At 63.5% G+C, this 25187-nt stretch carries 26 protein-coding genes; 10 read left to right on the top strand and 16 right to left on the bottom strand.

Annotated elements, in window-relative coordinates; translation table 11 throughout:
* Positions 1–26: 26 nt before the first annotated feature.
* Positions 27–1370 (top strand): aminodeoxychorismate synthase component I, encoded by a 1344-nt coding sequence (gene pabB, locus ACK56M_RS09740; protein ID WP_015269713.1) that lies wholly within the window; start codon positions 27–29, stop codon positions 1368–1370.
* 166 nt (positions 1371–1536) lie between these two features.
* Entirely contained in the window at positions 1537–2271 is a 735-nt protein-coding gene (locus ACK56M_RS09735) for a phosphoadenylyl-sulfate reductase (protein WP_015269712.1), read from the top strand.
* Positions 2272–2393: 122 nt separating this feature from the next.
* Here ACK56M_RS09735 and cysB read toward each other — a convergent pair whose 3' ends face one another.
* The 3 genes from cysB to ACK56M_RS09720 form a co-directional block, all read right to left on the bottom strand.
* Positions 2394–3368 (bottom strand): HTH-type transcriptional regulator CysB, encoded by a 975-nt coding sequence (gene cysB / locus ACK56M_RS09730; protein WP_013971904.1) that lies wholly within the window; start codon positions 3366–3368, stop codon positions 2394–2396.
* A 129-nt stretch (positions 3369–3497) separates the two neighbouring features.
* On the bottom strand, positions 3498–3995 hold the full coding sequence (locus ACK56M_RS09725; protein ID WP_015269711.1) for a universal stress protein: 498 nt from the start codon (positions 3993–3995) through the stop codon (positions 3498–3500).
* A gap of 124 nt (positions 3996–4119) precedes the next feature.
* Positions 4120–5067: a putative 2-dehydropantoate 2-reductase gene (locus ACK56M_RS09720; RefSeq protein ID WP_137138077.1), complete on the bottom strand. Its 948-nt coding sequence runs from the start codon at positions 5065–5067 to the stop codon at positions 4120–4122.
* Between the two features lie 231 nt (positions 5068–5298).
* Here ACK56M_RS09720 and ACK56M_RS09715 point away from each other — a divergent pair, with 231 nt between their 5' ends.
* Positions 5299–6375 (top strand): 3-deoxy-7-phosphoheptulonate synthase, encoded by a 1077-nt coding sequence (locus tag ACK56M_RS09715; RefSeq protein WP_013971901.1) that lies wholly within the window; start codon positions 5299–5301, stop codon positions 6373–6375.
* Positions 6376–6507: 132 nt separating this feature from the next.
* Here the strand turns inward: ACK56M_RS09715 and ACK56M_RS09710 are convergent, their stop codons facing one another.
* Positions 6508–6789: a GNAT family N-acetyltransferase gene (locus tag ACK56M_RS09710; RefSeq protein WP_003259781.1), complete on the bottom strand. Its 282-nt coding sequence runs from the start codon at positions 6787–6789 to the stop codon at positions 6508–6510.
* A 510-nt stretch (positions 6790–7299) separates the two neighbouring features.
* Between ACK56M_RS09710 and oprI the strand changes: the two genes are divergently transcribed.
* Complete coding sequence (gene oprI / locus ACK56M_RS09705; RefSeq protein ID WP_003259780.1) at positions 7300–7551, top strand: outer membrane lipoprotei OprI; 252 nt, start codon at positions 7300–7302, stop codon at positions 7549–7551.
* A gap of 132 nt (positions 7552–7683) precedes the next feature.
* Here the strand turns inward: oprI and ACK56M_RS09700 are convergent, their stop codons facing one another.
* From ACK56M_RS09700 to ACK56M_RS09690, 3 genes are all read right to left on the bottom strand, one after another.
* Positions 7684–8661: a L,D-transpeptidase family protein gene (locus tag ACK56M_RS09700; RefSeq protein WP_003259779.1), complete on the bottom strand. Its 978-nt coding sequence runs from the start codon at positions 8659–8661 to the stop codon at positions 7684–7686.
* A 111-nt stretch (positions 8662–8772) separates the two neighbouring features.
* Positions 8773–9063 carry a hypothetical protein gene (locus ACK56M_RS09695; protein WP_013971899.1) on the bottom strand — a complete coding sequence of 97 codons (291 nt, stop codon included), beginning with the start codon at positions 9061–9063 and terminating at the stop codon, positions 8773–8775.
* 58 nt (positions 9064–9121) lie between these two features.
* Positions 9122–9727: an arylesterase gene (locus ACK56M_RS09690; RefSeq protein WP_015269709.1), complete on the bottom strand. Its 606-nt coding sequence runs from the start codon at positions 9725–9727 to the stop codon at positions 9122–9124.
* A 10-nt stretch (positions 9728–9737) separates the two neighbouring features.
* Between ACK56M_RS09690 and ACK56M_RS09685 the strand changes: the two genes are divergently transcribed.
* Positions 9738–10421, top strand: a complete 684-nt coding sequence (locus tag ACK56M_RS09685; RefSeq protein WP_003259775.1) for an ABC transporter ATP-binding protein — start codon at positions 9738–9740, stop codon at positions 10419–10421.
* The gene (locus ACK56M_RS09680) at positions 10421–12928 is read left to right on the top strand and encodes an ABC transporter permease (protein ID WP_411959383.1); all 2508 of its coding nucleotides are present in this window, start codon (positions 10421–10423) and stop codon (positions 12926–12928) included. Before ACK56M_RS09685 ends, ACK56M_RS09680 begins: the two co-directional genes overlap by 1 nt.
* 126 nt (positions 12929–13054) lie before the next feature.
* On the opposite strand, the gene greB is transcribed toward ACK56M_RS09680, so the two are convergent.
* The 4 genes from greB to ACK56M_RS09660 form a co-directional block, all read right to left on the bottom strand.
* Positions 13055–13528 (bottom strand): transcription elongation factor GreB, encoded by a 474-nt coding sequence (greB, locus tag ACK56M_RS09675; protein WP_054572842.1) that lies wholly within the window; start codon positions 13526–13528, stop codon positions 13055–13057.
* An 11-nt stretch (positions 13529–13539) separates the two neighbouring features.
* Positions 13540–13848: a hypothetical protein gene (locus ACK56M_RS09670; protein ID WP_015269706.1), complete on the bottom strand. Its 309-nt coding sequence runs from the start codon at positions 13846–13848 to the stop codon at positions 13540–13542.
* A gap of 249 nt (positions 13849–14097) precedes the next feature.
* Entirely contained in the window at positions 14098–14535 is a 438-nt protein-coding gene (locus tag ACK56M_RS09665; protein ID WP_015269705.1) for a DoxX family protein, read from the bottom strand.
* 113 nt (positions 14536–14648) lie between these two features.
* Positions 14649–16055: a transglycosylase SLT domain-containing protein gene (locus tag ACK56M_RS09660; protein WP_015269704.1), complete on the bottom strand. Its 1407-nt coding sequence runs from the start codon at positions 16053–16055 to the stop codon at positions 14649–14651.
* Positions 16056–16213: 158 nt separating this feature from the next.
* Between ACK56M_RS09660 and ACK56M_RS09655 the strand changes: the two genes are divergently transcribed.
* The 3 genes from ACK56M_RS09655 to ACK56M_RS09645 all read left to right on the top strand — a co-directional run bounded on the left by ACK56M_RS09655 (position 16214) and on the right by ACK56M_RS09645 (position 19190).
* Positions 16214–17011 carry a TatD family hydrolase gene (locus ACK56M_RS09655; protein WP_015269703.1) on the top strand — a complete coding sequence of 266 codons (798 nt, stop codon included), beginning with the start codon at positions 16214–16216 and terminating at the stop codon, positions 17009–17011.
* Between the two features lie 256 nt (positions 17012–17267).
* Positions 17268–18746 (top strand): methyl-accepting chemotaxis protein, encoded by a 1479-nt coding sequence (locus tag ACK56M_RS09650; RefSeq protein ID WP_013971890.1) that lies wholly within the window; start codon positions 17268–17270, stop codon positions 18744–18746.
* A 75-nt stretch (positions 18747–18821) separates the two neighbouring features.
* On the top strand, positions 18822–19190 hold the full coding sequence (locus ACK56M_RS09645) for an Mpo1-like protein (RefSeq protein ID WP_054572839.1): 369 nt from the start codon (positions 18822–18824) through the stop codon (positions 19188–19190).
* A 168-nt stretch (positions 19191–19358) separates the two neighbouring features.
* Here the strand turns inward: ACK56M_RS09645 and ACK56M_RS09640 are convergent, their stop codons facing one another.
* The 3 genes from ACK56M_RS09640 to ACK56M_RS09630 all read right to left on the bottom strand — a co-directional run bounded on the left by ACK56M_RS09640 (position 19359) and on the right by ACK56M_RS09630 (position 21309).
* Positions 19359–20156 carry an acyl-CoA thioesterase gene (locus tag ACK56M_RS09640; RefSeq protein ID WP_015269701.1) on the bottom strand — a complete coding sequence of 266 codons (798 nt, stop codon included), beginning with the start codon at positions 20154–20156 and terminating at the stop codon, positions 19359–19361.
* A gap of 77 nt (positions 20157–20233) precedes the next feature.
* Positions 20234–21013, bottom strand: coding sequence for a CHAD domain-containing protein (locus ACK56M_RS09635; protein ID WP_015269700.1), 780 nt, complete (start codon positions 21011–21013; stop codon positions 20234–20236).
* A gap of 17 nt (positions 21014–21030) precedes the next feature.
* Positions 21031–21309: a hypothetical protein gene (locus ACK56M_RS09630; protein ID WP_003259403.1), complete on the bottom strand. Its 279-nt coding sequence runs from the start codon at positions 21307–21309 to the stop codon at positions 21031–21033.
* Positions 21310–21487: 178 nt separating this feature from the next.
* On the opposite strand from ACK56M_RS09630, the gene ACK56M_RS09625 reads away from it, so the two are divergent.
* Entirely contained in the window at positions 21488–22528 is a 1041-nt protein-coding gene (locus tag ACK56M_RS09625; protein ID WP_024086621.1) for a patatin-like phospholipase family protein, read from the top strand.
* Positions 22529–22765: 237 nt separating this feature from the next.
* Here ACK56M_RS09625 and ACK56M_RS09620 read toward each other — a convergent pair whose 3' ends face one another.
* Positions 22766–24637 (bottom strand): SurA N-terminal domain-containing protein, encoded by a 1872-nt coding sequence (locus tag ACK56M_RS09620; protein WP_411959382.1) that lies wholly within the window; start codon positions 24635–24637, stop codon positions 22766–22768.
* Positions 24638–24820: 183 nt separating this feature from the next.
* Positions 24821–25093 (bottom strand): HU family DNA-binding protein, encoded by a 273-nt coding sequence (locus tag ACK56M_RS09615; protein WP_003259401.1) that lies wholly within the window; start codon positions 25091–25093, stop codon positions 24821–24823.
* Between the last annotated feature and the right edge of the window lie 94 nt (positions 25094–25187).

Genomic DNA, 25187 nt, shown 5'->3' with positions numbered 1-25187 from the left:
TCGCTTTTACATCGCCGTCCACACTGATGCCGACCTGTACGCTCCACCCCCTGCCCTACCAGCCCGACCCTGCCGCCTTTTTCGCCCGCCTGCGCCAGGCCCCCGGTGCGATCCTGCTGGACAGCGCCCGCCCCGGCGCCGAACGCGGGCGCTTCGACCTGCTCAGCGCCTGGCCGCTGCAACACCTGCAGGCGCAGCCCGACGAAGATGGCCGCACCTTCCTCCAGCGCCTGCGCGCCGGCCTGGCACAGCTGGGCCATGCGCAGTTGCCCGCAGGCAGCGAGCTGCCGTTTGCCGGCGGCCTGATCGGCTACCTGAGCTATGACTTCGGCCGCCGCCTGGAACACCTGCCCAGCCTGGCCGTGGACGACCTTGGCCTACCGGACGCGCAACTGGGGCTGTATGCCTGGGCGCTGGTGACCGACCACCAGTGCGCGACCAGCCAACTGGTGTTCCACCCGAGCCTGCCGGACAGCGAACGGGAACGCCTGATCGCCCTGTTCGAAGGTGTCGACAACGCGGAAAGCGGCAGCTTCCAGCTACTCGCGCCGATGGCCGGCGACCTGCAGCCCGAGCAGTACAAGGCCGCCTTTGACCAGGTGCAGCGCTACATCCAGGCCGGCGACTGCTACCAGATCAACCTTACCCAGCGCTTCCGCGCGCCCTGCCAGGGCGACCCGTGGCACGCTTACCAGGCCCTGCGCAAAGCCTGCCCCACCCCCTTCTCCGGCTACCAGCAACTGGCCGACGGCAGCGCCCTGCTGAGCTTTTCGCCCGAACGCTTCATCCGCGTCAGCCAGCGCCAGGTGGAAACCCGGCCGATCAAGGGCACCCGCCCGCGCGCCAGCAACCCGGCAGAAGACATGCGCAATGCCGAGGAACTGCTGCACAGCCCCAAGGATCGCTCGGAAAACCTGATGATCGTCGACCTGCTGCGCAACGACCTGGGGCGTACCTGCGAGATCGGCTCGGTGAAGGTGCCGGAGCTGTTCAGCCTGGAGAGCTACCCCAACGTGCACCACCTGGTCAGCAGCATCACCGGCCAGTTGGCCAGCGACAAGGACGCCCTTGACCTGATCGGCGACAGCTTCCCCGGCGGTTCGATCACCGGCGCGCCGAAGATCCGCGCCATGCAGATCATCGATGAACTGGAGCCGGTACGCCGGGCGCTGTACTGCGGCTCACTGCTCTACGTGGATGTGCGCGGCGAGATGGACAGCTCGATTGCCATTCGCAGCCTGCTGGTCAAGGGTGGGCAGGTCAGTTGCTGGGGCGGCGGCGCGGTGGTGGCCGACTCCGAGTGGCAGGCCGAATATGAAGAGTCGATTGCCAAGGTGCGGGTGTTGATGGAGACCTTGCAGGGCTTGTGATCGGCGACGCCTGCTTCGCGGGCTCGCCCGCACCCACAACTGGCAGATGTGTGCTGTACCTGTGGGAGCAGGCGCCACCGACTCCAGGCCCGCCTAACCCGGCATTTTTTGTTACCATCACCTCACTACGAGCGCACAGCGCCACAGCCAAGATGGAAACCGCCTGATGAGCCAACCCTTCGACGTCGCCGCCCTGGCCGCGACCTATGCCAACAAGTCCCCGCAGGACATCCTCAAGCTTGCCTTCGAGCACTTCGGTGATGACCTGTGGATCTCCTTCAGCGGCGCCGAGGACGTGGTGCTGGTGGACATGGCCTGGAAGCTGAACAAGCAGGTCAAGGTGTTCAGCCTCGACACCGGCCGCCTGCACCCGGAGACCTACCGGTTCATCGACCAGGTCCGCGAGCAGTACAACCTGCCGATCGAAATCCTCAGCCCCGACCGCGCCAAACTCGACCCGTTCGTCAAGGAAAAGGGCCTGTTCAGCTTCTACAAGGACGGCCACGGCGAGTGCTGCGGCATCCGCAAGATCGAGCCGCTGCGTCGCAAGTTGGCCACCGTTAGCGCCTGGGCCACCGGCCAGCGCCGCGACCAGAGCCCGGGCACCCGCAGCCAGGTGGCTGCAGTGGAAATCGACAGCGCGTTCTCCACGCCCGAACGCACCCTGTACAAGTTCAACCCACTGGCGCAGATGACTAGCGAGGAGGTGTGGGGTTATATCCGCATGCTGGAGCTGCCGTACAACAGCCTGCACGAGCGCGGCTTCATCAGCATCGGCTGCGAGCCCTGCACCCGCCCGGTGCTGCCAAACCAGCATGAGCGCGAAGGGCGTTGGTGGTGGGAAGAGTCGACGCAGAAGGAATGCGGGTTGCACGCGGGCAACCTGATCAGCAAGGCTTGAAATAGCCGGGGCTGTTTCACAGCCCATCGCGACACAAGGCCGCTCCTACAGGGGAATGTGATCTCCTGTAGGAGCGGCCTTGTGTCGCGATGGGCCGCAAAGCGGCCCCCTGCAATTCCGGATCAGTGCACCGGCAGCTCGACGCCTTCGAACAGATCTTCCAGCTCCTGCTTGTTATGGCACTGAATGGCCTTGGCCATCACTTCACGGGTCAGGTGCGGGGCGAACTTCTCAATGAAGTCGCACATGAAACCACGCAGGAAAGTGCCGCGGCGGAAGCCGATCTTGGTAATGCTGGCTTCGAACAGCTCGCTGGCATCCAGGGCCACCAGGTCGCTGTCGAGTTTGGTATCCACCGCCATCTTGGCGACGATTCCCACGCCCAGCCCCAGGCGCACATAAGTTTTGATCACGTCGGCGTCAGCCGCGGTAAACACAACTTTCGGCGTGAGGCCGCGGTGGTTGAACGCTTCGTCCAGCTTCGAACGCCCGGTGAAACCGAACACGTAGGTAACGATCGGGTATTCGGCGACCGCTTCCAGGGTAAGCTTTGGCAGCTTGGTCAACGGATGGCCCTGCGGCACTACCACGCAGCGATTCCACTTGTAGCACGGCATCATGATCAGGTCGCCGAACAGCTCCAGCGCCTCGGTGGCGATGGCAAAGTCGACCGTACCGTCCGCAGCCATTTCGGCAATCTGCATGGGCGAACCCTGGTGCATGTGCAAGGACACTTCCGGGTACTGCTTGATGAAGTTGCTGATCACCGGCGGCAAGGCATAACGCGCCTGGGTGTGGGTGGTGGCGATGGACAGCGTGCCCTTCTTCTCGTTGGAGAACTCCTGGGCAATCTGCTTGATGCTTTCGACCTTGCGCAGGATTTCGCCGGCGGTATTGATGATGCGCTCACCGGCCGGGGTAACGCGGGTCAGGTGCTTGCCGCTGCGGGCAAAGACTTCAACACCCAGTTCATCCTCGAGCAGGCGGATCTGCTTGCTGATACCTGGCTGGGAGGTATACAGGCTCTGCGCCGTCGCGGAGACGTTGAGGTCATGGTGCGCCACTTCCCAGATGTAGCGCAGTTGTTGAAGCTTCATAGGTTTCCCTCGGTTCAGCGATGAGTCCGCGGCAGCAGGCGGCGACGATATATAACTATATTAGTGGTTCTGGAAATAAATCTAGAACTATTTTGTTACATACCACCCCGAAATGGCCTACGGCCATCTTCATGCTTTCCTACGCCCCAAATGCTGCGCCAGCGGCACCATGTATACCGGTACCGGCGACAGCTGCAGCAGCCGTACCGCTGTGCGCCCCAATGGCACATCCACGCCGGCGCCGGCACTATGGCTACCGAAAATCAGCAGATCGACGCTCAGCCGCTGTGCCTGGTCGAGGATCACCTGCGCTGGGTCGCCCTGGCGTACCCGCACTGCCTTGATCACTGCCAGGTCAGCCTCCTCGCCAAGTTCGTCGCGAAAGTTTTCCAGCACACGCTGCTCGATATTGGCCATCACCGTATTCACCCCCTGGCTGTGCAACTGGTCGAGCGTCTGTTCATCCAGGTAGCTCTGCAGGAGAGATTCAGCGAACTGGCCCATGGGCTCCACCGCATGGATCACATACAACTCGGCGCCAAATGTGCGCGCCAGCGCCAGCGCGTGTTGCATGACAAAAGGGGCGTAGACACCGAGGTCGGTGGCATACAGCATGGAGTGGATCATTCGACCTCCTCGACTGCCGCTGCGGCAGAGCAAGCTTCAGCTTAGCAGCGCGCCGGACGCACGCTTTGCCGTCCGGCGCGCTGCCGATGCGGGCTGGAGCGCCCCGACGGGGCCAGAGCCACCCTCAGCGGGGCTGTTGGCCCCGGTCGATGAAAGCCAGCGCCTGATACAGCATCTCCATGCGCGGCAAGTGGCAGCCTGCCGCACGCGCCTGTGCCAACGGCTCGGCATAGATGGCCTGCAGCTCCAGCGGGCGCTTGTGGACATGGTCGTGGTACATGCTGGGCCAGTAGTCGGGCATGCGCTCGGTCACCTGGAACAGGTGCTCGGCATATCCCTCGGGCAACACATGGCCACATGCCGCCGCGCCTTGTACTACCTCCGCCATCAAGGCCTGGATCAGGGCACGGCCATTACTGTCGGCCATCAACGGCGTGGTGCTGGCTCCGAGCAGCACCGACAGGCCGTTATAGGGCACATTCCATACCAGCTTCTGCCAGCGTGCCTGGGCCAGGTCGGGCATGGCCTGCGAGTCGATGCCCGCAGCCCGGAACAGCTCAGCACCCTCATTGACCAGCGCGGCACCGCCATCGTTTGCCGGCCCGCTGTGGTAGCCGAGGTTGACCGCGCCCAGGGCCTGGTGGCGAATCACGCCGGGCGCCTGGCGGTTGACGCAGATGAAACACAGGCCGCCGAGCAGGTGCATGTCGCTGCGCAAGGCCGGACGCAACTGCTCCTCCACGCCCAGACCATTCTGCAACAGCACCACCTTGGCGCCCGGTGCAGCCGCCTGCACGATCAGCGGCGCCAACTGGTCATTGCTGGTGGCCTTGGCACCCACCAGCAGCCAGTCGCAGGGCGGCATGCCGGCGGCACTGGAATAGGCCTGCACCTTTGTCTGCAGTTTGCCATGCTCGGCACTTTCCAGGGTCAACCCCTGCTTGCGGACAACCTCGTACTCGCTGCGCAAAAGAAAATGCACATCGAAGCCGGCCCGGGCCAGCATCAACCCATAGAAGCCGCCGATGGCGCCACTGCCGATGATGCCGATACGTGGTGTGTGCGGATGCATGCCGATCTCCTGGTAAATGTCAGCCCTCTTTTTACACAGGTTGCGCGGCGCTGGGCAGCCCATGCTCGGCAAACACCTGCCATCTCGGAAAAACCCCACACGGACTGGGCCCAGCCCATTGTCGCGCCACCTGTAACGCGCTAAGGTTCGGCTCCCCGCTGCGATTATTCTTGCTGCTGGGCCGCACGGGGATAGTTGGCGGCCGGCACCCGTGACCTGACGAGTAACACGATGGCTGATTTACCGATCGATGACTTGAACGTTGCCTCCAACGAGACCCTGATCACACCCGATCAGCTCAAGAAGGAAATCCCCCTCAGCGCCAAGGCCCTGCAGACCGTGACTGCCGGCCGTGAAGTGGTGCGCAATATTCTCGACGGCAAGGACCATCGCCTGTTCGTCGTGGTCGGCCCTTGCTCGATCCACGACATCAAGGCCGCCCACGAGTACGCCGAGCGCCTGAAAGTGCTGGCCGAGGAAGTGTCCGACACGCTGTACCTGGTCATGCGCGTGTATTTCGAAAAACCGCGTACCACCGTCGGCTGGAAAGGCCTGATCAACGACCCGTACCTGGATGACTCGTTCAAGATCCAGGATGGCCTGCACATCGGCCGCAAGCTGCTGCTGGACCTGGCCGAAATGGGCCTGCCGACCGCCACCGAAGCGCTCGACCCGATTTCCCCGCAGTACCTGCAGGACCTGATCAGCTGGTCGGCCATCGGCGCCCGCACCACCGAATCGCAGACCCACCGCGAGATGGCTTCGGGCCTGTCCTCGGCAGTCGGTTTCAAGAACGGCACCGACGGCGGCCTGACCGTTGCCATCAACGCCCTGCAGTCGGTATCCAAGCCGCACCGCTTCCTCGGCATCAACCAGGAAGGCGGCGTGTCGATCGTCACCACCAAGGGCAACCCGTACGGCCACGTGGTACTGCGCGGCGGCAACGGCAAGCCGAACTACGACTCGGTCAGCGTCGCCCTCTGCGAACAGGACCTGGCCAAGGCCAAGATCAAGGCCAATATCATGGTCGACTGCAGCCACGCCAACTCCAACAAGGACCCGGCCCTGCAACCACTGGTGATGGAGAACGTCGCCAACCAGATCCTCGAAGGCAACCAGTCGATCATCGGCCTGATGGTCGAGAGCCACCTGAACTGGGGCTGCCAGTCGATTCCGAAGAACCTGGACGAGCTGCAGTATGGCGTGTCGATTACCGATGCCTGCATCGACTGGTCGGCTACCGAGAAGACCCTGCGCAGCATGCGTGCCAAGCTTAAGGATGTGCTGCCGCAGCGTAAGCGCGGCTGATGCAATAAAAGAGCGGGGCCGCTTCGCGCCCCATCGCGACACAAGGCCGCTCCTACAGGGTTATGCGATTTCCTGTAGGAGCGGCCTTGTGTCGCGATGGGGCGCGAAGCGGCCCCGCTTTTTTATACAGAATCAGACCTTGCTCGAATGCCGCTGCTGGCGCTCCATGTAGCGTTCCACGTACGAGCAGGACGGAATCACCGTGTAGCCCATCTGCTCAGCATACTCCAGGGCCCGCTCGGTCAGGGCGGCAGCAATCCCGCGGCCGCGCAGGGCGTTGGGTACGAAGGTGCGATAGATGTCCAGCGTCTGCTTGCCCAGGTCCATGTACGTCAGATAGGCACGATGACCGTCCACGCTGGTCTCGAACTGATGACCGGCCTGGTCATGATGGATGGTCAGCGCTTCGCTCATCACTACTCCTCGCAGGTCTTCTCGGCAGACCCATACCTTAACCGATGGTGGTTTATCCGGCACAGAATCCTCTACGCCACCTGTTGCCCACTTCGACCACTGGACGATTGCAATCGTTCGGATCTTCTGGCACTCACAAGATAGTAGGCGCCGCAGGCAGGATTGCTCAAGGTGGTGGCGGTTAAAAATGGCGAAAATGCAGCCAAATGCCATTCTTGACCGCGCGCCCTGCAGCAACCGGATGTACTAGGGCTTAAGACGCTGGCAGACAGTTAGAGTCACCCTTAGTTCAACAAAAAAGTTCCTGTACTACAGTCGCTTGCGAGCCTTGCACGTTTTTTTCACGGAGCGTGCCGCAAATCTTGTCGAAAAGGCGTCAGGCAACATTTTTTTTGCAGTTCTTGCGCTTAGTCAGTTTACTTACTACAAGTAATGGGTACTATGTACGCCGGCCAGTTTCTCTTTTCCGAGAGATGGCTATTTAATAGAAAGTCCTTGAAGGGGAACACGATGAACAACGTTCTGAAATTCTCTGCTCTGGCTCTGGCCGCAGTTCTGGCTACCGGTTGCAGCAGCGTATCCAAAGAAACCGAAGCTCGTCTGACTGCGACTGAAGACGCAGCAGCTCGCGCTCAAGCTCGTGCTGACGAAGCCTACCGTAAGGCTGACGACGCACTGGCAGCCGCTCAGAAGGCTCAGCAGACCGCTGACGAAGCCAACGAGCGCGCTCTGCGTATGCTGGACAAAGCCAGCCGCAAGTAATAATCCTCACGGATTGTTATGAAGCCGACCCACTTGTGGGTCGGCTTTTTTATTGCCTGCGCACAAGGCAAACGCGCCAGGCAGAAACGAAAAGGCCTGCACTAAGGCAGGCCCGGGTGTGTCGCAATTACCTTACTGCAGTTCGGGCGGAATGCTCGAAACCATCGGCGCACCACCCTGGTTTTCGGTCGGTACGGCAATTTCCACCGGCATGCCATCTTCCGCGGCCACCACATCACGCACCATGTCCCAGTTCATGCGTAGGTTATTGGCCAGGTCTTCTCGCTTGAGCAAGGCATTGATAACAGCAGTGTGTTTATCGACCACCGACGGATTACCCTGGTCGTCCAGCGGCGTGTGCGCCTCCAGATAGACCTTGCCACCACTGATACCGAACTTGTAGGGCTCGTTGATGATGCGCACCGGCGTACCCACCGGCACCATCTTCGACAGTTCCAGCACGTTGTTGTTGAGCATGCGGAAGCAACCGTGGCTGGTACGCATGCCAATGCCGAACTTCTTGTTCGAACCGTGGATCAGGTAGCCCGGCACGCCGAGGGTGAACTTGAACGGCCCCAGCGGGTTGTCCGGGCCAGCCGGCACCACGCTCGGCAGGATGTCGCCGTCAGCCGCGTGCTCGGCACGGATGGACGCTGGCGGAGTCCAGGTCGGGTTTGGCGTCTTGGCAGTGATCTTGGTATTGGCGATCGGCGAACCCCAGCCTTCACGACCGATGCCCAGCGGGAATGTATGCACCACGTTCTGCCCTTTCGGGAAGTAGTACATACGGTATTCGGCCAGGTTGATAACGATGCCTTCACGCGGGCCAGGCGGCAGGATGTAGCGGGTCGGCAGGATGATCTCGGTGCCGGCACCTGGCAACCACGGGTCCACGCCCGGGTTGGCGGCGATCATTTCCAGGTAGCCGAGGTCGTTGGCAGTGCCGATATCGGCGAACGTGTCCTCGTACTTTGCCTTGATCACATGCACCTGGCCGATGATGTCTTCACCGGGTGGTGGCAGTGGCAGCTCCAGCGCAGCAGCGGGGCCTGCTACCAGCAGGGCGGCCAGGGACAGGCTACGGGTGACGGCAGGAAAGCGCGGCAACATCCGGTAAATCCTTCGAAAGGTGGGTCAAGAGAATCGATTGTACACCCGCGCCGATGCAAGCGGGAGGCATTGGCGCCATGCAAGCGTTTCAGATGATGAAAGGTGCGGCGTTCAGCCGCCCTGCAGCTCTGGCCACACCGGGCGCATGCCGCGCCGCTGGGCATCGAGGATGGCGCGGCACAGGTCGCACAGGCGGCCATCGCGGTAGATCGAGCGCGGCACCCCCGACCAGCGCGGTTGCGCCGGCAGCAGGCCACCGCACAAGGTGCGATCGGCCGGTACGCCCAGCTCCAGCTGGCGGGCCACGAGGTGGACGCGGATTTCCTGGCAGGCGAACAGGTCGAGCTGCTCATCAGGCTCGATCAGTTGGTAGGCATACAGGGACCAGGCAGGGCGCGGCATCGGTGGCACTCGAAACGGGGGGCGCAACATTAGCCGAAAGCCGGCGCCGTTTAAAGCGTCACAGCAAGGGTTTTATCGCCGGCCAGGCATTTTCCAGCAGGCGCTGCTGGGCGGCCTGGGCCGGGTGAATGCCATCCGCCTGCATCAACTCAGGCACGCCCCCTACCCCCTCGAGGAAAAACGGCACCAGCGGCACCTGTTTTTCCGTCGCCAGCTGCTCATACACCTGGGCGAAGGCGGTGGTGTAGCGCACGCCATAATTGGGTGGCAGGCGCATGCCCAGCAGCACCACCTTGGCACCGGCCTTGCGCGAGCTCTCGATCATCGAGGCAAGATTTTGTTGCAATTGCGCTGGCGGCTGCCCACGCAGGCCATCGTTGCCGCCCAGTTCCAGTACCACCAGGCTCGGCTTGTGCGCTGCAAGCAGCGCCGGCAGCCGCGCCTGGCCACCTGCACTGGTGTCGCCGCTGATCGATGCATTGACCACCTTGTCGTCGAAACCTTCGTCCCGCAGGCGGGTCTGCAACAGGGAAACCCAGCCCTGGCGGGTATCCAGGCCAAAACCGGCGCTGATACTATCGCCGACAACCAGCAGTGTTCCCGCCGCCGCGCTCTGGGCCAGGCAATACAGGGCCAGACCGGCACTCAACCACCACACTCGCATCGGATTCTCCATGGGCCCCAGCATTCTCGTTGCGCAGAACCTTAGCAAAGTGGTCCCCAGCGCGGAAGGTGACCTGACCATCCTGCACGCCCTGTCCCTCGACCTGGCCCAAGGCGACAGCCTGGCAATCGTCGGCGCCTCGGGTTCGGGCAAGTCGACCCTGCTCGGCCTGCTCGCCGGCCTCGACCAGCCCAGTGCCGGCAAGGTCATCCTTGCTGGCCACGACCTGGGGCCGCTGGATGAAGACCAGCGCGCGCGGGTGCGCGCCGAACATGTGGGTTTCGTGTTCCAGTCGTTCCAGTTGCTCGACAGCCTCAATGCCCTGGAGAACGTCATGCTGCCGCTGGAACTGGATGGCCGCCGCGATGCCCGCGAACACGCGCGCACCCTGCTCGAACGGGTCGGTCTGGGCAAGCGCCTGAGCCACACTCCGCGCCAGCTTTCGGGCGGCGAACAACAACGGGTGGCCATCGCCCGCGCCTTCGCCGCGCAACCGGCAGTGCTGTTTGCCGACGAACCCACCGGCAACCTCGACAGCCACACCGGCGAACGCATCAGCGACTTGCTGTTCGAACTGAACAAGGAGCGCGGCACCACCCTGGTGCTGGTTACCCATGACGAACGCCTGGCCCGGCGCTGCCGCCGCCAGATTCGCCTGGATGCGGGCCGCCTGGTGGCCCCGGCGGAGGCCTGATGACCCACATGCCGCTGTCCCGCCTGTGCGGCCTGGCCCTGCGCCAGCTGCTGCGCGACATTCGCGCAAGCGAAGTGCGCGTGCTGTTCTTCGCCCTACTGGTGGCGGTCGCGGCCAGCACTGCCATCGGCTATTTCGGTGCCCGCCTCAACGGCGCCATGCAACTGCGCGCCAGCGAGTTCCTTGGTGCCGACCTGGTGCTGCAGGGCAGCGCCCCGGCCCGCGACCAGCAGATCGAGGCCGGCAAGGCACTGGGCCTGCGCCACGCCCAGGTCGTCGAGTTCACCAGCGTGGTCGGCGGCGACAACGGCATCCAGCTGTCCAGCGTCAAGGCTGCCGACGGTGCCTACCCATTGCGCGGGCAAGTGCGCAGTGCTGCGCAGCCCTATGCCACAGAAACCCCGGGCGGCGGCCCGGCACCTGGCGAAGCATGGGTCGAACCACGCCTTTTGGCGGCATTGGGGCTGAAGGTTGGCGACAGCATCGACGTGGGCATGAAGACGCTGCGCATGAGCCGCGTACTGACCTACGAACCGGACCGCGCCAACAACTTCTACAGCCTTACCCCACGGGTAATGATGAACCTGGCCGACCTGCAAGCCACCGGCGTGGTCCAGCCGGGCAGCCGGGTCACCTACCGCGACCTGTGGCGCGGCGATGCCGAAGCGCTGGCCCAGTACCGCGGGGCACTGAAAAAGGACCTGGCCGCCAACCAGCGCCTGCGCGACACCCGCGATGGCAACCAGCAGGTCGGCGGCGCGCTGGGCAAGGCCGAGCGCTACCTGAACATGGCCAGCCTGGTGGCGGTGCTGCTGGCAGGCGTTGCCGTGGCCCTGTCGGCCAGCCGCTATGCCGCACGCCGCCTGGACGCCAGCGCCCTGCTGCGCTGCCTGGGCCTTTCGCGCCGCCAGGCACTGGGCCTGTACTGCCTGCAGCTGGCCATGCTCGGCCTGGTCGCCGCGCTGGCCGGCGCCCTGCTCGGCTGGCTGGCGCAACTGGGCCTGTTCCGCCTGCTGCATGGCCTGTTGCCAAGCGTGGTGCCTGCAGGCGGCATCGTCCCAGCCCTGGCCGGCATCGCTACCGGGCTGGTAGCCCTGGCCGGTTTCGCCCTGCCGCCAATTGCCGCGCTGGGCCAGGTACCGCCGCTTCGCGTGCTGCGCCGCGACCTGCTGCCGATACCGCCCAGCAGCTGGCTGGTGTACGGTGCGGCCCTGTTCGCCCTGGGCCTGATCATGTGGCGCCTGAGCCTCGACCTGCTGCTCACCTTCGCCCTGCTCGGTGGCGGCCTGGTCGCCGCTCTGCTGCTCGGCGGCCTGCTGCTGCTCGGTTTGCGCAGCCTGCGCCAATTGCTGGCCGGGGCACCACTGACCTGGCGACTGGGGCTGGGCCAACTGCTGCGCCACCCCATGGCCGCTGCCGGCCAGGCCCTGGCCTTCGGCCTGATCCTGCTGGCCATGGCCCTGGTCGCGCTGCTGCGCGCAGAACTGCTCGACACCTGGCAAGCGCAGCTCCCCAAGGATGCACCCAACCATTTCGCCCTGAACATCCTGCCGGATGATCGTGAGCCCTTCGCCCAACACCTGCAGCAGGTCAATGCCGCCTCGGCGCCGCTGTACCCGGTGACACCCGGCCGCCTGGTAAAAATCAACGAGCAACCGGTGCAGCAGGTGGTCAGCAAGGACTCGGCAGGTGAGCGCGCCGTTCAGCGCGACCTCAGCCTGACGTGGGCGGCCGAGCTGCCCGAAGGCAACGCACTGACAGGCGGCAACTGGTGGCAGGCGTTGCCCGCCGAAGATGAAATCCCCGGTGTGTCGGTGGAGGCGGAACTGGCCAACAGCCTGAAGCTGCAACTGGGTGACCTGCTGACTTTCGACATCGGCGGCCAGCAACGCCAGGCACGGGTCAGCAGCCTGCGCAGCGTGCACTGGGACAGCTTCCAGCCGAACTTCTACATGATCTTCCAACCCGGCACGCTGCAGGGGCTCCCGACCACCTACCTGACCAGCTTCTATCTGGCACCGGGCCATGACCTGGATGTGGTGGCGCTGTCACGGGCATTCCCGGCAGTGACCATCCTGCAGGTGGACGCCTTGCTCGATCAGCTGCGCAGCATCCTCGCCCAGGTGACCCTGGCGGTCGAGTATGTGTTGCTGTTCGTGCTGGCAGCCGGGCTGGCGGTGCTGTTCGCTGGCTTGCAGGCAACGCTGGACGAGCGCATCCGCCAGGGCGCCTTGCTGCGTGCGCTGGGCGCAGCGCGGCCATTGCTGGTCAAGGCGCGGCGGATCGAGTTCGGCTTGCTGGGTGCGGCCAGCGGCTTGCTGGCGGCGGTCGGGTGTGAGCTGATTACCTTGGTGCTGTACCGCTATGCCTTCGACCTGCAATGGAGCCCGCATGTGTGGTTGCTGCTGTTGCCGCTGGCAGGGGCGCTGCTGGTAGGTGGGGCGGGGGTGCTGGGGACGCGGCGGGCGTTGAATGCCAGCCCGTTGGCGGTCTTGCGGGAAGGGTGAGACTTACCTGTCAGGGCCCTATCGCCGGCAAGCCAGCTCCCACCTCGACCGCATCGGCCTCGAGGCATGCGCTATCCCTGTGGGAGCTGGCTTGCCGGCGATAGGGCCATAACAGGCAATATCAGATCAGTGCCCGTAGCTGATGCTGTTTACATACCAGGTCGCTTCACCGGTAGGTGTGTGCACCACCACCTCATCACCCTCCTCCTTCTTCAGCAAGGCGCGAGCCATGGGCGAGTCGATCGAGATGTAGTCATTGCGCCCATAGATCTCGTCATACCCGACAATGCGAAACTTCATGGTCTCGCCCTCGTCGTTCTCAATCTCCACCCAGGCACCGAAAAACACCTTGCCCTCCTGCTGCGGCGAGTAGGCCACCACCTTCACATCTTCAAGACGCTTGCGCAGGTAACGCACCCGGCGGTCGATCTCGCGCAGCAGCTTCTTGTTGTACTGGTAGTCGGCATTCTCGCTGCGGTCGCCCAGCGAGGCCGCCCAGGTAACCTTCTGGGTAATCTCCGGGCGGTACACCCGCCACAGGTGGTCCAGTTCTTTCTTCAGCGCCTCATGGCCTTCCGTGGTGATGATATTGGTACTCAACAGCGCGCTCCTCAGCGGCGGGTAATCAAGCCTTGACGCGCGATACGGGTGAGGTGGCCGATGATATCTGCGGTTTCGTCCGGCGCCGGGGCCTGGATCACGGCCAGGTCGAAACGGTCATTGCCATACTGCGCGAGGTGACAGCCGCTATCGGCAAACTGGATCAGAAAGGCCCGCGCCTGGCCCTTGCGCCTGGACAGGCCTTCAAGGTGACGCAAAAGAGTGGGTTGATGCTGGCCGCCGAGCAGGATGCGCGGTGTGCGGGACGCCTGGCTGGCAGGCAAGGGGCTCAAACAGACACTGGTACGTGGGCAACTCATGGAGCTTCTCTCCGCCTCGCGAATCCCGCTGGGCAGCGGTGGGAGGCGTCACCGAACCAGCGCTTTAGCGGTATTTCGGATGACCCGGAGAGGGGCTTTCCTGCGCCCCGCAAGTAGCTGTTTAAATCGGCGCAGACGGTATGCTAGAGCCATGAGCTGGAAGTTGCAAGCAACAAGCCGCAAGCAGTGGCAGGCCAATACTCGGTCTGCTCTTGCTTGCGGCTTGTTGCTTGTAGCGTGCAGCTGTCGTTACCGGGCGATCAGGCGGTCCAGCGAGAAGCGGCCAGCGCCTTCGATCAGCACCGCGACGGTGCCAGCCAGCAGGGCCAGGCCGAACTCATAGCCGTTGTTGGACATGAACAGGCCGTTGCCGATGTGCACCGAGAGGATCGCCACCACCAGGGTCACCGCCAGCACCAGGGCCGCCGGGCGGGCCAGCAGGCCGATCACCAGCGCCAGGCCGCCGAAGAACTCGGCACTACCGGACAGCAGGGCCATCAGGTAACCCGGGGCCAGGCCGATGCTCTCCATCCACTGGCCAGTGCCTTCCAGGCCATAGCCGCCGAACATGCCGAACAGTTTCTGCGCACCATGCGCAATGAAGATGATGCCGACCAGGATACGGATGACGCTCAGGCCAGCGCCGGCGCGGGTGGAGAACAGAGCGTTGAGGGTAGCGTTGTTCATGTCGAAGACTCCTTGAAGCGGGAAAGTTGTGTTGGGATGGGCGCCATCATAATCGATTCGATAGATATGAAAATCGCAAAAAACCCAACAAAACAATCGACAATATCGATTTGTCAGCGTTTAGCCACACGCTCCAGCGCGGCACGCTCCCGGTTGAACGCTACAAAGTACTTGTTGACGCTATTGACGAAGTTGACTGGCCCCATGCCCACCTGCTCCATGGCGATGCGTTCGGTCTGGAAAAACCACTGGTCGCCATTCAGCCCGCGCCGGCGCGCTTCCGCGCGCATGGCCTGGACGCGCTCGGGGCCCAGGTTGTAGGCCGCCAGCACGAAGGCCATGCGCTCGCGCTCGTTGATCTTGGCGCTGGCAAAGAACTTGCGCCGGATCAGCGCCAGGTAACGGGCGCTGGCCTGGACATTGCCATCCACCGTGGCGGTGTTGCTCACCCCCACGCGCTGCGCCGCCGAAGGGGTGATCTGCATCAGGCCATGGGCCCCTCCGGTGCCGCGCGCTGCCGGGTTGAGCGTCGACTCCTTGAAGGCCAGCGCGGCCAGGTTGAGCCAGTCGATCTGCTGCGCCTCACCGTGTTTCTGCAGCACCGCCCGCAGTGCGGTCAGGCGCTGGCGATTCTTGCTGGCCAAGGGGTCGTGCACCCGGTACTGGCGGCGGTAGATGCGCTCGAACGCGGCGTCCTGGTTGTCCGGTGCGCGGTAGCCCTGCAGAAAGCGATCGACCGTGGCCTGCAACTGCGGCGCATCGGGCCTCACATACCAACGCATGGCTTGCGGCGCCCCCAGTTTTACGCGGCTGTCCAGGCGCAGGCGCGGCATCACCCGGGCCCAGCGCCGGGCGATCGGCTGCTCGACCACGGTCAGGTGATAGATGCCGGCCTGGACCATTTCCAGCACATCCTCCACCGCCAAGGTCGAGTCGACCCACTCCACCTTGATCGGCGCGCGCTTGCGCAGCGCCAGCTGCTGGTTGACCTGCTGGATCAAAGGGCCGGCCGCGCTGGCGCTGGTCAGGGCCACGGTACGCCCGGACAACTGCTCGACATGGCTGAAACTGCGCTCGCCCTTGCGCCCCACCAGCAGCAGCGGCACCTGGTCGAGCACTGGTGCGCTGCTGCTGACCCCGCGCACCACGGCGGGGTCGAGCAGCTCGCCCGGCGCGGCCAGGTCGCCCTCGCCACGGGCCAGGGCGCCCAGCAACTGCTCCTTGGCCCGCGGGATCAGCTTGAGCTGGATCTCCTGGCCGTCGGCGGCGCGGGCATTGAGGTAATGCTCCAGGGCACGCAAGCGATAGTATTCGATGCCGACCGGCTCGCCCTTGACCTCACCGGAGCTGTTGCGGCTCTGGTTGACCAGCACCCGCAGCACCTGGCTGGTGCGAATCTGTTGCAGGTCACGGACCTTGGCCGGCGCGATGTTCTGCTGCGGTCCCGGCACGCGCGCGTGGGCAGGCCCGGTCAAGGTCAGCCCAAGCATCAGCAGGAAAATGAGCCAGCATCGCTGCATGCGAAAACGTGTCCGTGGTCGGTGAGCGGCATCCATGGGGTTGCACCGCCAAGAGAGAAATGACGGCAAAAGACCACGGCAACAGCATGAAGTTCTTGGTTTTTTCAGAAAAACACGGTTTTTGCTATGCTGGCCGCCCCGCGGCACGAGATAGCACCATGCAACTGATCGATATCGGCGTCAACCTGACCAACAGCAGTTTCCACGACCAGCAGGCGGCAATCGTCGAGCGCGCCCTTGAGGCCGGGGTCACGCAGATGGTGCTGACGGGCACCAGCCTGGCGGTCAGCGAACAGGCGCTGGAGCTGTGCCAGCAACTGGATGCGAGCGGCGCGCACCTGTTCGCCACGGCAGGCGTACACCCTCATGATGCCAAAACCTGGGATGCCGGCAGCGAGCGCCAGTTGCGCCAGCTGTTGAGTGAACCACGTGTACGCGCCGTGGGTGAATGCGGCCTGGACTTCAACCGCGACTTCTCCCCTCGCCCGCTGCAGGAAAAAGCCCTGGAGGCACAACTGGCACTGGCTGCCGAGCTGCGTCTGCCGGTGTTCCTGCACGAACGCGACGCCAGCGAACGCCTGCTGGCGATCCTCAAGGATTACCGCGACCACCTGACCGGCGCAGTGGTGCACTGCTTTACCGGCGAGCGCGACGCGCTGTTCGCCTACCTGGACATGGACCTGCACATCGGTATTACCGGCTGGATCTGCGACGAACGCCGTGGCACCCATCTGCATCCGCTGGTGGGCAACATTGCCGAGGGGCGGCTGATGCTGGAGAGCGATGCGCCTTACCTGCTGCCGCGCAGCCTGCGGCCCAAGCCGAAGAACGGGCGCAACGAACCAGCGTTCCTGCCAGAGGTGTTGCGTGAAGTGGCCTTGCACCGGGGTGAGTCGACCGAACATACGGCGGCACATACCACGGCAACGGCGCGGGCGTTTTTCCAACTCCCCTGAACCCGACGCGTTCTCCTGTAGGAGCGGCCTTGTGTCGCGAAAGGGCCGCAACGCGGCCCCGGCAATCTATCCGCTGAAGCTGAAAACCTGGGGGCGCTTCGCACCCCTATCGCGACACAAGGCCGCTCCTACAAAAGCGCGGCAGTACTTGCGGCGGAATTTTCTTGATACACATCAAGAAAGGCCCTGGCTTGCGCAGGCACAATGATGGCACCTTGCCAATATTGTTCCCGCTCAACTCAGAGAAGACCTGCCCATGGGTGCCTGGCTTAGCAATGTTTCCCTGAAGTACAAGTTCTGGGCCGTCAACGCGGTGGCCTTTGTCACGACCTTGCTGCTGGTGCTCTATGCCGTGCACCTGGAGCAGCGCGCCCGCGCCGAGGCCGCGCAGGCCCAGGCGGCCGCGCAGGCGCAACTGCTTGCTGCCTGGCCGGCCGGCCAGCCGCTACCCCGCCCGGCCAATGTCATCAGCTGGTCGCCCGGGCAAACGCCCACCTTCGCGGGCGAACCCCTGGAGGCCCTGCGCAATGCCCAAGGCTGGGTCGAACTGCCTGCCGCCCGGCTCTTGGGCAACAACCCGCTACAGGGCGCGCAGGTACTGCGCAACGGTGATCAGCAAATGGCCGTGCTGGCCCAGTCGCCAAGCCTGCGCCAGGTGTTCTTCGACCGATTCAGCAACTACGCGGTATGCGTACTGATCCTGATGCTGGCCATGCTCGGCGCCTCGCAGTTGCTGATCCGCTTCCTGCTCAGCCAGCTCAACACCCTCAAGGATGTGATGCTGCACGTGGAAAAGACTGGCGACCTGTCGGCCCGCGTGCCGTTGGCCTGTGGTGACGAGGTCGGCCAGATGGCCGGGGCCTTCAATGCCATGCAGGCGACCTACCACCGCGTGGTCAGTACTGTCGCCCACACCGCTGCGCAACTGGACTCCGGTGCCGCGCGCCTGGCCGCGAGCATGAGCGACGTGCGCCACGGCATGCTCGGCCAGCAGAGCGAGACCGACCAGGCCGCTACCGCCATCAACGAAATGTCAGCAACGGTGCACCACATCGCCCAGCATGCCGGCGCCACCCGTGACCTGTCACAAACAGCCGACGCCCTGGCCGGTAGCGGCCAGGAGGTGGTCAGCCGGGTACAGGACTCGATCTCCGGGCTGTCCAGCGGCGTGCAGCAGACTGCCGAGATGATTCGTCAACTGGCCGAAGACAGTCAGAAGATCAATGGCGTGGTCAGTGTGATCCACAGCATCGCCGAGCAGACCAACCTGCTGGCGCTCAATGCCGCCATCGAAGCAGCGCGCGCCGGCGACCTGGGCCGCGGCTTTGCCGTGGTGGCCGATGAAGTGCGCAACCTGGCCAAGCGCGTGCAAAACTCCACCGACGAGATCACCACCATGGTTTCGGCCCTGCAGTCGGGCACCCGGGATGCAGTGGAGTTCATGCAGGAGAGCTCGTACAAGGCCGACGACTGCGTCCGCCAGGCCCAGGAGGCCGGCGAAGCACTGGCCGAGATTACCGGTGCCGTGGCGCAGATGCGCGAAAGCAACACCCAGATTGCCGTGGCAGCCGAGCAGCAAAGCCAGGTGGCCGAGGAAATGAACCGCGCCGTGGTGAGTATCCGCGATGTCACCGAACAGACCGTGCAACAGACCGTGGGCTCGGCAACCACCAGCAGCGAACTGGCAACCTTGGCCGGTGAACTGAACAAGGCCATTGGCCAGCTCAAGCTATAGTCACCATAGCCAGCCTCGATTGGCCCCCGCCTGGGGGGCGCACTAAGCTTTGGGCATGACCGAGAGGAAATGCCCATGAGCAAACGCCTGCCCAACCTGCCCGCCTGGCAATGGCGCGGCTACCACCACAATCACCGCCACCCGGCCAACCTGGTGCTGCACCTGATCGCCGTGCCTTTGTTCATCCTTGGCACGTTGCTGATTCTGTCCGGCCTGTTCAGCCTGGACCTGGGCCAGATTGCCGTTGGCATCATTGCGCTGATCGCCGGCCTGGGCCTGCAACGCCAGGGCCACCGACTGGAAGCCGAGCAACCCGAACCCTTCGCCAACCGCAAGGATGCCGTGCAACGCCTGCTGACCGAGCAGTTCATCACCTTTCCGCGCTTCTTGCTGAGCGGGGCCTGGTGGAAGGCCTGGCGGGAACGACACAAGCATCGCCATTGATGCTCCAATCACGCGCAATCTTTTGTAGGAGCGGCCTTGTGTCGCGAAAGGGCTGCGCAGCAGCCCCGGATTTACAGCTTCGCCGCGAAGATTGCCGGGGCCGCTTTGCGGCCCTTTCGCGACACAAGGCCGCTCCTACAGGAAAGCGTGCAGGCCTGCAGGTATCTGCTAGGCAAACACGGTAACCGTCTGCCGGCTCAAGGCCAGCAACTCGCCCTGCGCCGTCCTCAACGCAGCGGCAGCGTGCCCGTAACCATCCCGCGCATGCTCGGTTTCCACGCAATAACGGCACCAATCCAGGGTCGATAGCTGCGCCGTGGGCTGCATGAATTCTATGGTCCAGGTCAACGTACTGCCGGCAGCCGGCTGTTTGAGAAACGGCATCAGGCTTGGCGGCCAGGCATCGACCAGCGCCAGCAGGTGCGCCTCGTTGACCGGTTCTTCGGCCACCCCGCGCAAACGTACCCAACCGCCCATTTGCCGCGACTGATTGCCACTGAACGGCAAACCACCCACCGCCCAGCGCAAGGCCACATGCTGCATGAACTCCGGAGTAACGCCTTTGATATGGGGTAGCTCGGGAGCTGCATCGTCGAGCGCTTTCATTTCCTCGGCCGGCAAGGCTGGCACATCGACCACCGACGGCCGCCCTGCACCGAAATTGCCCTGCACCAGCGTCACTACCTGGCCGTCTTGAACGGCACGGCCCAGCAAGGTGCTGACAGCCTTGCCTTCACGCAGCACCTCTACATCGAAGCGGATTGGCACATCTGCCGCGGCTGGCGCCACAAAGCTGATGGCCAAAGAACGCACGGGGCGGTCATCGGAGATTTTCTGGCGCATGGCTTCATACACCATGGCCGCCATCAGCCCGCCAAAGGCGGCGCGCCCCTGGGCCCAGCTTGGCGGGACACATACAGCTTCGGGGTTGGCCCGCACGGCGTCGAGCAGTTGGTTGAAATTCATTGGCCGGCTCCTGCCTGCTGCGAATAAGGTCTGCCCATCCTAGCCAGCAAACCCATACCGATCAGCCCGCATTTCGGTCATTTTTCGGGCTTTCGCCGCGCCAACGCCCGCTGCAGTGCATCCAGCGTCGCATCCGAATGGCGCTCGGCCTCGTGCAATTCCTGCTCCCAGGCGACCTTGCACGGCGCCAGGTCGGCATGCTCGCGCGCCTGCAGCAGCCATTGCAGGCGATCATGCCAGTCACCCAAATCGCCCTGGGCCTGCTTCAGCAAGCGCCGCAACTGCTTGCCCGCATGGTCGAGCTGCGGATAGGCCTCATCGCCATAGCGCGCACGCTTGATCAGCAAGCGCAAGCGGTGGCGGTCGTGGGCCGGGTCCTGCAGCGCCTGGTACAACTTGCGCCACTGCTTGACCAGGCGTTTGTCGATGCGCTTTTCCAGCGCCTTGACCAAGCCCTCGCGACCGGCTGCACGCATGAACAGCGGAAACGCGTCGACAATCGCCAGCACCCGCGTCAGCTCGGGGCTGGCGGCAACACTGGCGAATGTCCTGGCACGCCCTTCCAGGCGCCGCTGCCCGGCCTCGGCAAAACCATGCCCAATCAGTTCGGCCGCCAGCACCTCACGGTCGCGCAACGGCGTGGTGAGGGTACCCAACGACCTGGCGGCCTCCTCCAGCTGCTCCACCCCCGGCAGCCCACGCAGCGGCCGCAGCAGGCTGCGCAGGCGCCGCAGGGTGGTGCGCAGGTCATGCAAGGCCTCGCTGTCGGTATCGGCAGCCAGGCGCTCGCGGCAGGCCAGCAGGCGCACCTGCAAGGCCACTATCTGGGCAACCACGTGATCGAGCATGGCAGACATTGAAAGACGCTCCTTGGTCAGCGCCCGGCGCGAGACTCACGAATGTAGAAACGGGCCTTTTCGGCTTTTCTGGTACAGCTTTCATAACCTTCGAACTGCTGTTGGGTCTTGGCACCGGTCAGCAGCGACAAGGCCTTGGAGTAGCTCACGGCACCGGCAAAGCCTTCGGCCTTGGCCAGGTCCAGCTCCTTCCAGGCGGCATCCAGTTGGGTTGCGCAACTCTCGCGGTAGGCCGTCTTGCCCGCGCAGCCAGCAAGGGCCAAGGCAATCAGTGGAAGGCAGATCCAGGCTTTCATCGGTAATACCTCAATGGAAAAAACATTGGCTGTTCGACGCCCCGGCATCTGAAAAGTGCCCTGCCCAGCCAGCTTGGCCCAGCCAGTTTTATTACAGTAGCTCAGCACGATGCACATTGAAGCACAGGTGGCGATGGGTGCATTGTAGGACCATGGTTGCACTGGCCGGGGAATGTTCATGAGCAAACGCGTGGCACTGGTACTGGGATCGGGTGGAGCCCGGGGGTATGCACACATCGGGGTGATCGAGGAAATCGAGCGCCGCGGCTACGACATTGCCTGTATCGCCGGCTGCTCGATGGGTGCGGTGATCGGCGGCATCTACGCCGCGGGCAAGCTGGAAGACTACCGCAACTGGATCGAGAGCCTCGACTACCTGGATGTGTTGCGCCTGGTCGATGTCAGCTTTCGCCTCGGCGCAATTCGCGGCGACAAGGTGTTCGGGCAAATCCGCAAGATCGTCGGCGAGATCAACATCGAGCAATTGCGCATCCCCTACACCGCGGTTGCAGCCGACCTCACCAACCAGCAGGAAATCTGGTTCCAGGAGGGCTGCCTGCACCAGGCCATGCGCGCCTCGGCAGCCATCCCCAGCCTGTTCACCCCGGTGATGCAAGGCAACCGCATGCTGGTCGACGGCGGCATCCTCAACCCGCTGCCGATCGTGCCGGTGGTGTCCAGCCACTGCGACCTGATCATCGCGGTCAACCTCAATGCCACCAACCAGAAGCAGTACCAGCTACCGGTGATCGAACGCCCAGCGGCGTTCAAGATGCGCTTCGATGCGCTACTCAGTTCGCTGGGTTCGCGCTTGCCGTTCCGGCGCAAGCCGGCGGAGGAGCTGATACGTATCGAGCAGGAAATCGTCGCCGAAGGGCTGGCGCCGCCTAACCCGTGGCTGGCCGATGCCGCCAACCCGGAAGGCCAGCAACCGGCGGCGGCACCGGAGCGCGAGGGTGCGCCAAAGTCTGCGACCGGCTCGTTCATCATCGACAACGTGGGGCCCGCTTCGCTGCTGGACTTGATCAACCAGAGCTTCGAGGTCATGCAGACCTCGTTGGCACAGTACAAGATCGCAGGCTATCCACCGGATGTGCTGATCAACGTGCCCAAACGAGTGTGCCGGTTTTTCGAGTTCTACAAGGCGCCGGAGCTGATTGCCCTGGGGCGGGAGATTGCGCGGGATACGCTGGATATCCATGAAGGGGTGAAACGCTAACATGGCCTGTACTGGCCTCATTGCCGGCATCGACGTCAAGACATGCGAAGCACATGTAGGAGCAGCCTTGCGCTGCGAAGAGGCCATCAGGGCCGAAGAGAATCTATTGCCCTGCTGGCCTCTTCGCAGCGCAAGGCTGCTCCTACAGGGGTATCGAACAGGCCTAAAGCGCGGCGATGAGCAACAGAAACGAAACAGGCCGCTCAAGGCGGCCTGTTCGTTCATGCATCCATCACCTTAGTAGCGGGTGATGTCCGCCTTGGCTTCCAGCTGCTTGCGGTATGCCGCGAAGTCCTGCTGGCCAGCACGCGATGCGAGGTAGCGGCGGATCTGCTGCTTCTCTTCGTCGGTGGCAGCAGCGCCTTCGTTGACACCCTTGAGCTGCAGTACCACCAGGCTACCGTCACGCAGCACGACGCTGCCATAAACCGGCTTGTCCTTGGCCTGTGGCTTGCCCAGGCGGAACAGCGCCTGCAGCTCGGCCGGGTCGATACCGTCCTCGCCGCGGGTAACTGCTTCATAGGCCTTCCAGCCCTGCCCTTCGTGCACACTGCCCGCTGCGATGGAACCGTCACGCAGGCCGGCAATCAGCTTGTCCGCCTTGGCCTTGAGCTCGGCAGTTGCCTTCTCCTTGGCCAGGTGCTCGCTGATGTTCTTGGCCACGGCTTCCAGCGGCAGCTGCTCAGGCTTGCGGTGCTCCTTGACGCGCAGCACCACGGTGGTTTCCGGGTCGAGCTCGATGGCGGTGCTGTTGGCACCCTCCTCCAGCACTTCTTCGGAGAATGCGGCCTGCACGACCGAACGGTTGGCAGTGATGCCTTCGCCACCCTCGCGGCCGAACGCTGCGGAGGTTTGCACCTTCAGGTTCAGGTCCTGGGCCGGCTGGGCCAGGTCGGAAGCCTCGTAGGCAGCATCCTGCAGCTGCTTACTGGCATCTACGTAACGCTGCTCGACCAGCGGGATCTTCAGGTCACGGGTCAGCTTGTCCTTCAGGCTGGCGAAGCTCGGCACTTCCGGCGCCTGCACGCCCAGCAGCTTGATAAGGTGGTAGCCGAACTCGGTGCGAACCGGCGCCGAGACCTGACCGTCCTGCAGCTTGTACAGCGCATCCTCGAACGCCGGGTCGTAAACGCCCGGGCCGGCGAAGCCAAGGTCACCGCCGCTATTGGCCGAACCAGGGTCCTGGGAGAACTCCTTGGCCAGCGCGGCAAAGTCTTCGCCCTTGGCCAGGCGCTGCTCGATCTCTTCGGCGCGGGCCTTGGCCTGGGCGTCGGCGACCTTGTCGTTGACCTCGATGAGGATGTGCGCGGCATGGCGCTGCTCGGCGAGGTTGGCGATTTCCTTCTCGTACTGGGCCTTGAGCTCTTCGTCGGTCACCTTGACCTGATCGAAGAACGCCGACTTCTTCAGCTCGATGTAGTCGATCACCACCTGGTCTGGCGACATGAACTCCTTGGCGTGCTGGTCGTAGTGCGCCTTGATCTCTTCATCGCTGACCTTGACCGCGGCCGGGTCGGCCTTGAAGGTCAGGGAAGCGAAGTCACGGGTCTGCTTCTCGAGGCGGGCAAAGGCATCGACCTGCTGGTCGGTCACGAAGCTGCTGCCGGCCAGGCCGGTGCGCAGCTGGCCGATGAGCATTTCCTCGGCAAGCATGTCGCGGAACTGCATGCGGCCATAGCCCATCTGGCGAATGACCTGGTCAAAACGGTCGGCACTGAACTTGCCGTCCACCTGAAACTCCGGCGTCTGCAGGATCACCTGGTCCAGTGCGGCCTCGGAGAAGGCGAATTTGGCATCTTCGGCGCCTTGCAGCAGCAGCTTGCGGCTGATCAGCCCCTTCAGTGCCTCTTCGCGCAGCAATTTGTCATCCAGCAGCGCCGGGTCGAAATCCTTGCCCAACTGTTGCATCAGCTGACGGCGCTGCATGTCGGCCGCCTGGCTCAGCTCGTTCTGGCTGATGGTCTGGCCGTTCACCTTGGCGGCGTCCTGGCTATGGGTGGCGGCCTGGAAAATGGCTTCGAAGCCGGTCAACGCCATCAACACGACGATAAGGCCGATGATGGTCTTGGCAATCCAACCTTGTGAATTGTCCCTGATATTTTGCAGCATGCGTCCCCCAGAAACGGCTGTACCACTGCGTCGACAACCGCGGAGCGTGGGTAGAAACCTGATAAAAGAAAGGCGCATCCGAGGATGCGCCTTTTCTTAGCAAACGTGTCAGGCGGGAACGTTTGCGCCCCGCCATCACCGTGCTCGGACCTGGCCAGGCCGGGTCCGGCTGAAAGAGACGACTTAGTTGACGGCGTCTTTCAGGCCTTTGCCAGCCTTGAAGCCTGGAACCTTGGCGGCAGCGATCTTGATCGCGTTACCGGTTTGCGGGTTGCGGCCGGTGCGCTCTGCACGCTCCTTGACCGAGAAGGTACCGAAGCCAACCAGTACCACATCGTCACCTTGCTTCAGGGCGCCGGTGACGGATTCGATGACTGCGTCCAGCGCACGGCCGGCTACAGCTTTCGGGATGTCAGCAGATGCGGCGATAGCGTCAATCAGTTCCGACTTGTTCACTCTAAGTCCCCTTATTTCTCTATTGAGTTTGTTTCTAAGTATGTAATGAAAAGCTTATGAAACGTGCGCTGGGTGGCCTGATGACAATAGCGTG

Source organism: Pseudomonas sp. s4, from assembly GCF_046764235.1.
GTDB lineage: Bacteria > Pseudomonadota > Gammaproteobacteria > Pseudomonadales > Pseudomonadaceae > Aquipseudomonas > Aquipseudomonas asiatica.
This window is presented reverse-complemented; position numbering and strand designations above follow the sequence as displayed.

What these genes read in the sequence shown, in the direction of transcription:
- ACK56M_RS09620 (WP_411959382.1), bottom strand. Translation starts at nt 24,637, where the DNA reads ATGCTGCAAAATATCAGGGACAATTCACAAGGTTGGATTGCCAAGACC.
- ACK56M_RS09665 (WP_015269705.1), bottom strand. Translation starts at nt 14,535, where the DNA reads ATGAACAACGCTACCCTCAACGCTCTGTTCTCCACCCGCGCCGGCGCT.
- ACK56M_RS09735 (WP_015269712.1), top strand. Translation starts at nt 1,537, where the DNA reads ATGAGCCAACCCTTCGACGTCGCCGCCCTGGCCGCGACCTATGCCAAC.
- ACK56M_RS09685 (WP_003259775.1), top strand. Translation starts at nt 9,738, where the DNA reads ATGGGCCCCAGCATTCTCGTTGCGCAGAACCTTAGCAAAGTGGTCCCC.
- ACK56M_RS09720 (WP_137138077.1), bottom strand. Translation starts at nt 5,067, where the DNA reads ATGCATCCGCACACACCACGTATCGGCATCATCGGCAGTGGCGCCATC.
- ACK56M_RS09635 (WP_015269700.1), bottom strand. Translation starts at nt 21,013, where the DNA reads ATGTCTGCCATGCTCGATCACGTGGTTGCCCAGATAGTGGCCTTGCAG.
- ACK56M_RS09695 (WP_013971899.1), bottom strand. Translation starts at nt 9,063, where the DNA reads ATGCCGCGCCCTGCCTGGTCCCTGTATGCCTACCAACTGATCGAGCCT.
- ACK56M_RS09655 (WP_015269703.1), top strand. Translation starts at nt 16,214, where the DNA reads ATGCAACTGATCGATATCGGCGTCAACCTGACCAACAGCAGTTTCCAC.
- ACK56M_RS09645 (WP_054572839.1), top strand. Translation starts at nt 18,822, where the DNA reads ATGAGCAAACGCCTGCCCAACCTGCCCGCCTGGCAATGGCGCGGCTAC.
- ACK56M_RS09650 (WP_013971890.1), top strand. Translation starts at nt 17,268, where the DNA reads ATGGGTGCCTGGCTTAGCAATGTTTCCCTGAAGTACAAGTTCTGGGCC.
- cysB (WP_013971904.1), bottom strand. Translation starts at nt 3,368, where the DNA reads ATGAAGCTTCAACAACTGCGCTACATCTGGGAAGTGGCGCACCATGAC.
- ACK56M_RS09725 (WP_015269711.1), bottom strand. Translation starts at nt 3,995, where the DNA reads ATGATCCACTCCATGCTGTATGCCACCGACCTCGGTGTCTACGCCCCT.
- ACK56M_RS09710 (WP_003259781.1), bottom strand. Translation starts at nt 6,789, where the DNA reads ATGAGCGAAGCGCTGACCATCCATCATGACCAGGCCGGTCATCAGTTC.
- ACK56M_RS09625 (WP_024086621.1), top strand. Translation starts at nt 21,488, where the DNA reads ATGAGCAAACGCGTGGCACTGGTACTGGGATCGGGTGGAGCCCGGGGG.
- ACK56M_RS09680 (WP_411959383.1), top strand. Translation starts at nt 10,421, where the DNA reads ATGACCCACATGCCGCTGTCCCGCCTGTGCGGCCTGGCCCTGCGCCAG.
- ACK56M_RS09690 (WP_015269709.1), bottom strand. Translation starts at nt 9,727, where the DNA reads ATGCGAGTGTGGTGGTTGAGTGCCGGTCTGGCCCTGTATTGCCTGGCC.
- ACK56M_RS09660 (WP_015269704.1), bottom strand. Translation starts at nt 16,055, where the DNA reads ATGCAGCGATGCTGGCTCATTTTCCTGCTGATGCTTGGGCTGACCTTG.
- pabB (WP_015269713.1), top strand. Translation starts at nt 27, where the DNA reads ATGCCGACCTGTACGCTCCACCCCCTGCCCTACCAGCCCGACCCTGCC.
- ACK56M_RS09700 (WP_003259779.1), bottom strand. Translation starts at nt 8,661, where the DNA reads ATGTTGCCGCGCTTTCCTGCCGTCACCCGTAGCCTGTCCCTGGCCGCC.
- ACK56M_RS09715 (WP_013971901.1), top strand. Translation starts at nt 5,299, where the DNA reads ATGGCTGATTTACCGATCGATGACTTGAACGTTGCCTCCAACGAGACC.
- ACK56M_RS09630 (WP_003259403.1), bottom strand. Translation starts at nt 21,309, where the DNA reads ATGAAAGCCTGGATCTGCCTTCCACTGATTGCCTTGGCCCTTGCTGGC.
- oprI (WP_003259780.1), top strand. Translation starts at nt 7,300, where the DNA reads ATGAACAACGTTCTGAAATTCTCTGCTCTGGCTCTGGCCGCAGTTCTG.
- ACK56M_RS09670 (WP_015269706.1), bottom strand. Translation starts at nt 13,848, where the DNA reads ATGAGTTGCCCACGTACCAGTGTCTGTTTGAGCCCCTTGCCTGCCAGC.
- ACK56M_RS09640 (WP_015269701.1), bottom strand. Translation starts at nt 20,156, where the DNA reads ATGAATTTCAACCAACTGCTCGACGCCGTGCGGGCCAACCCCGAAGCT.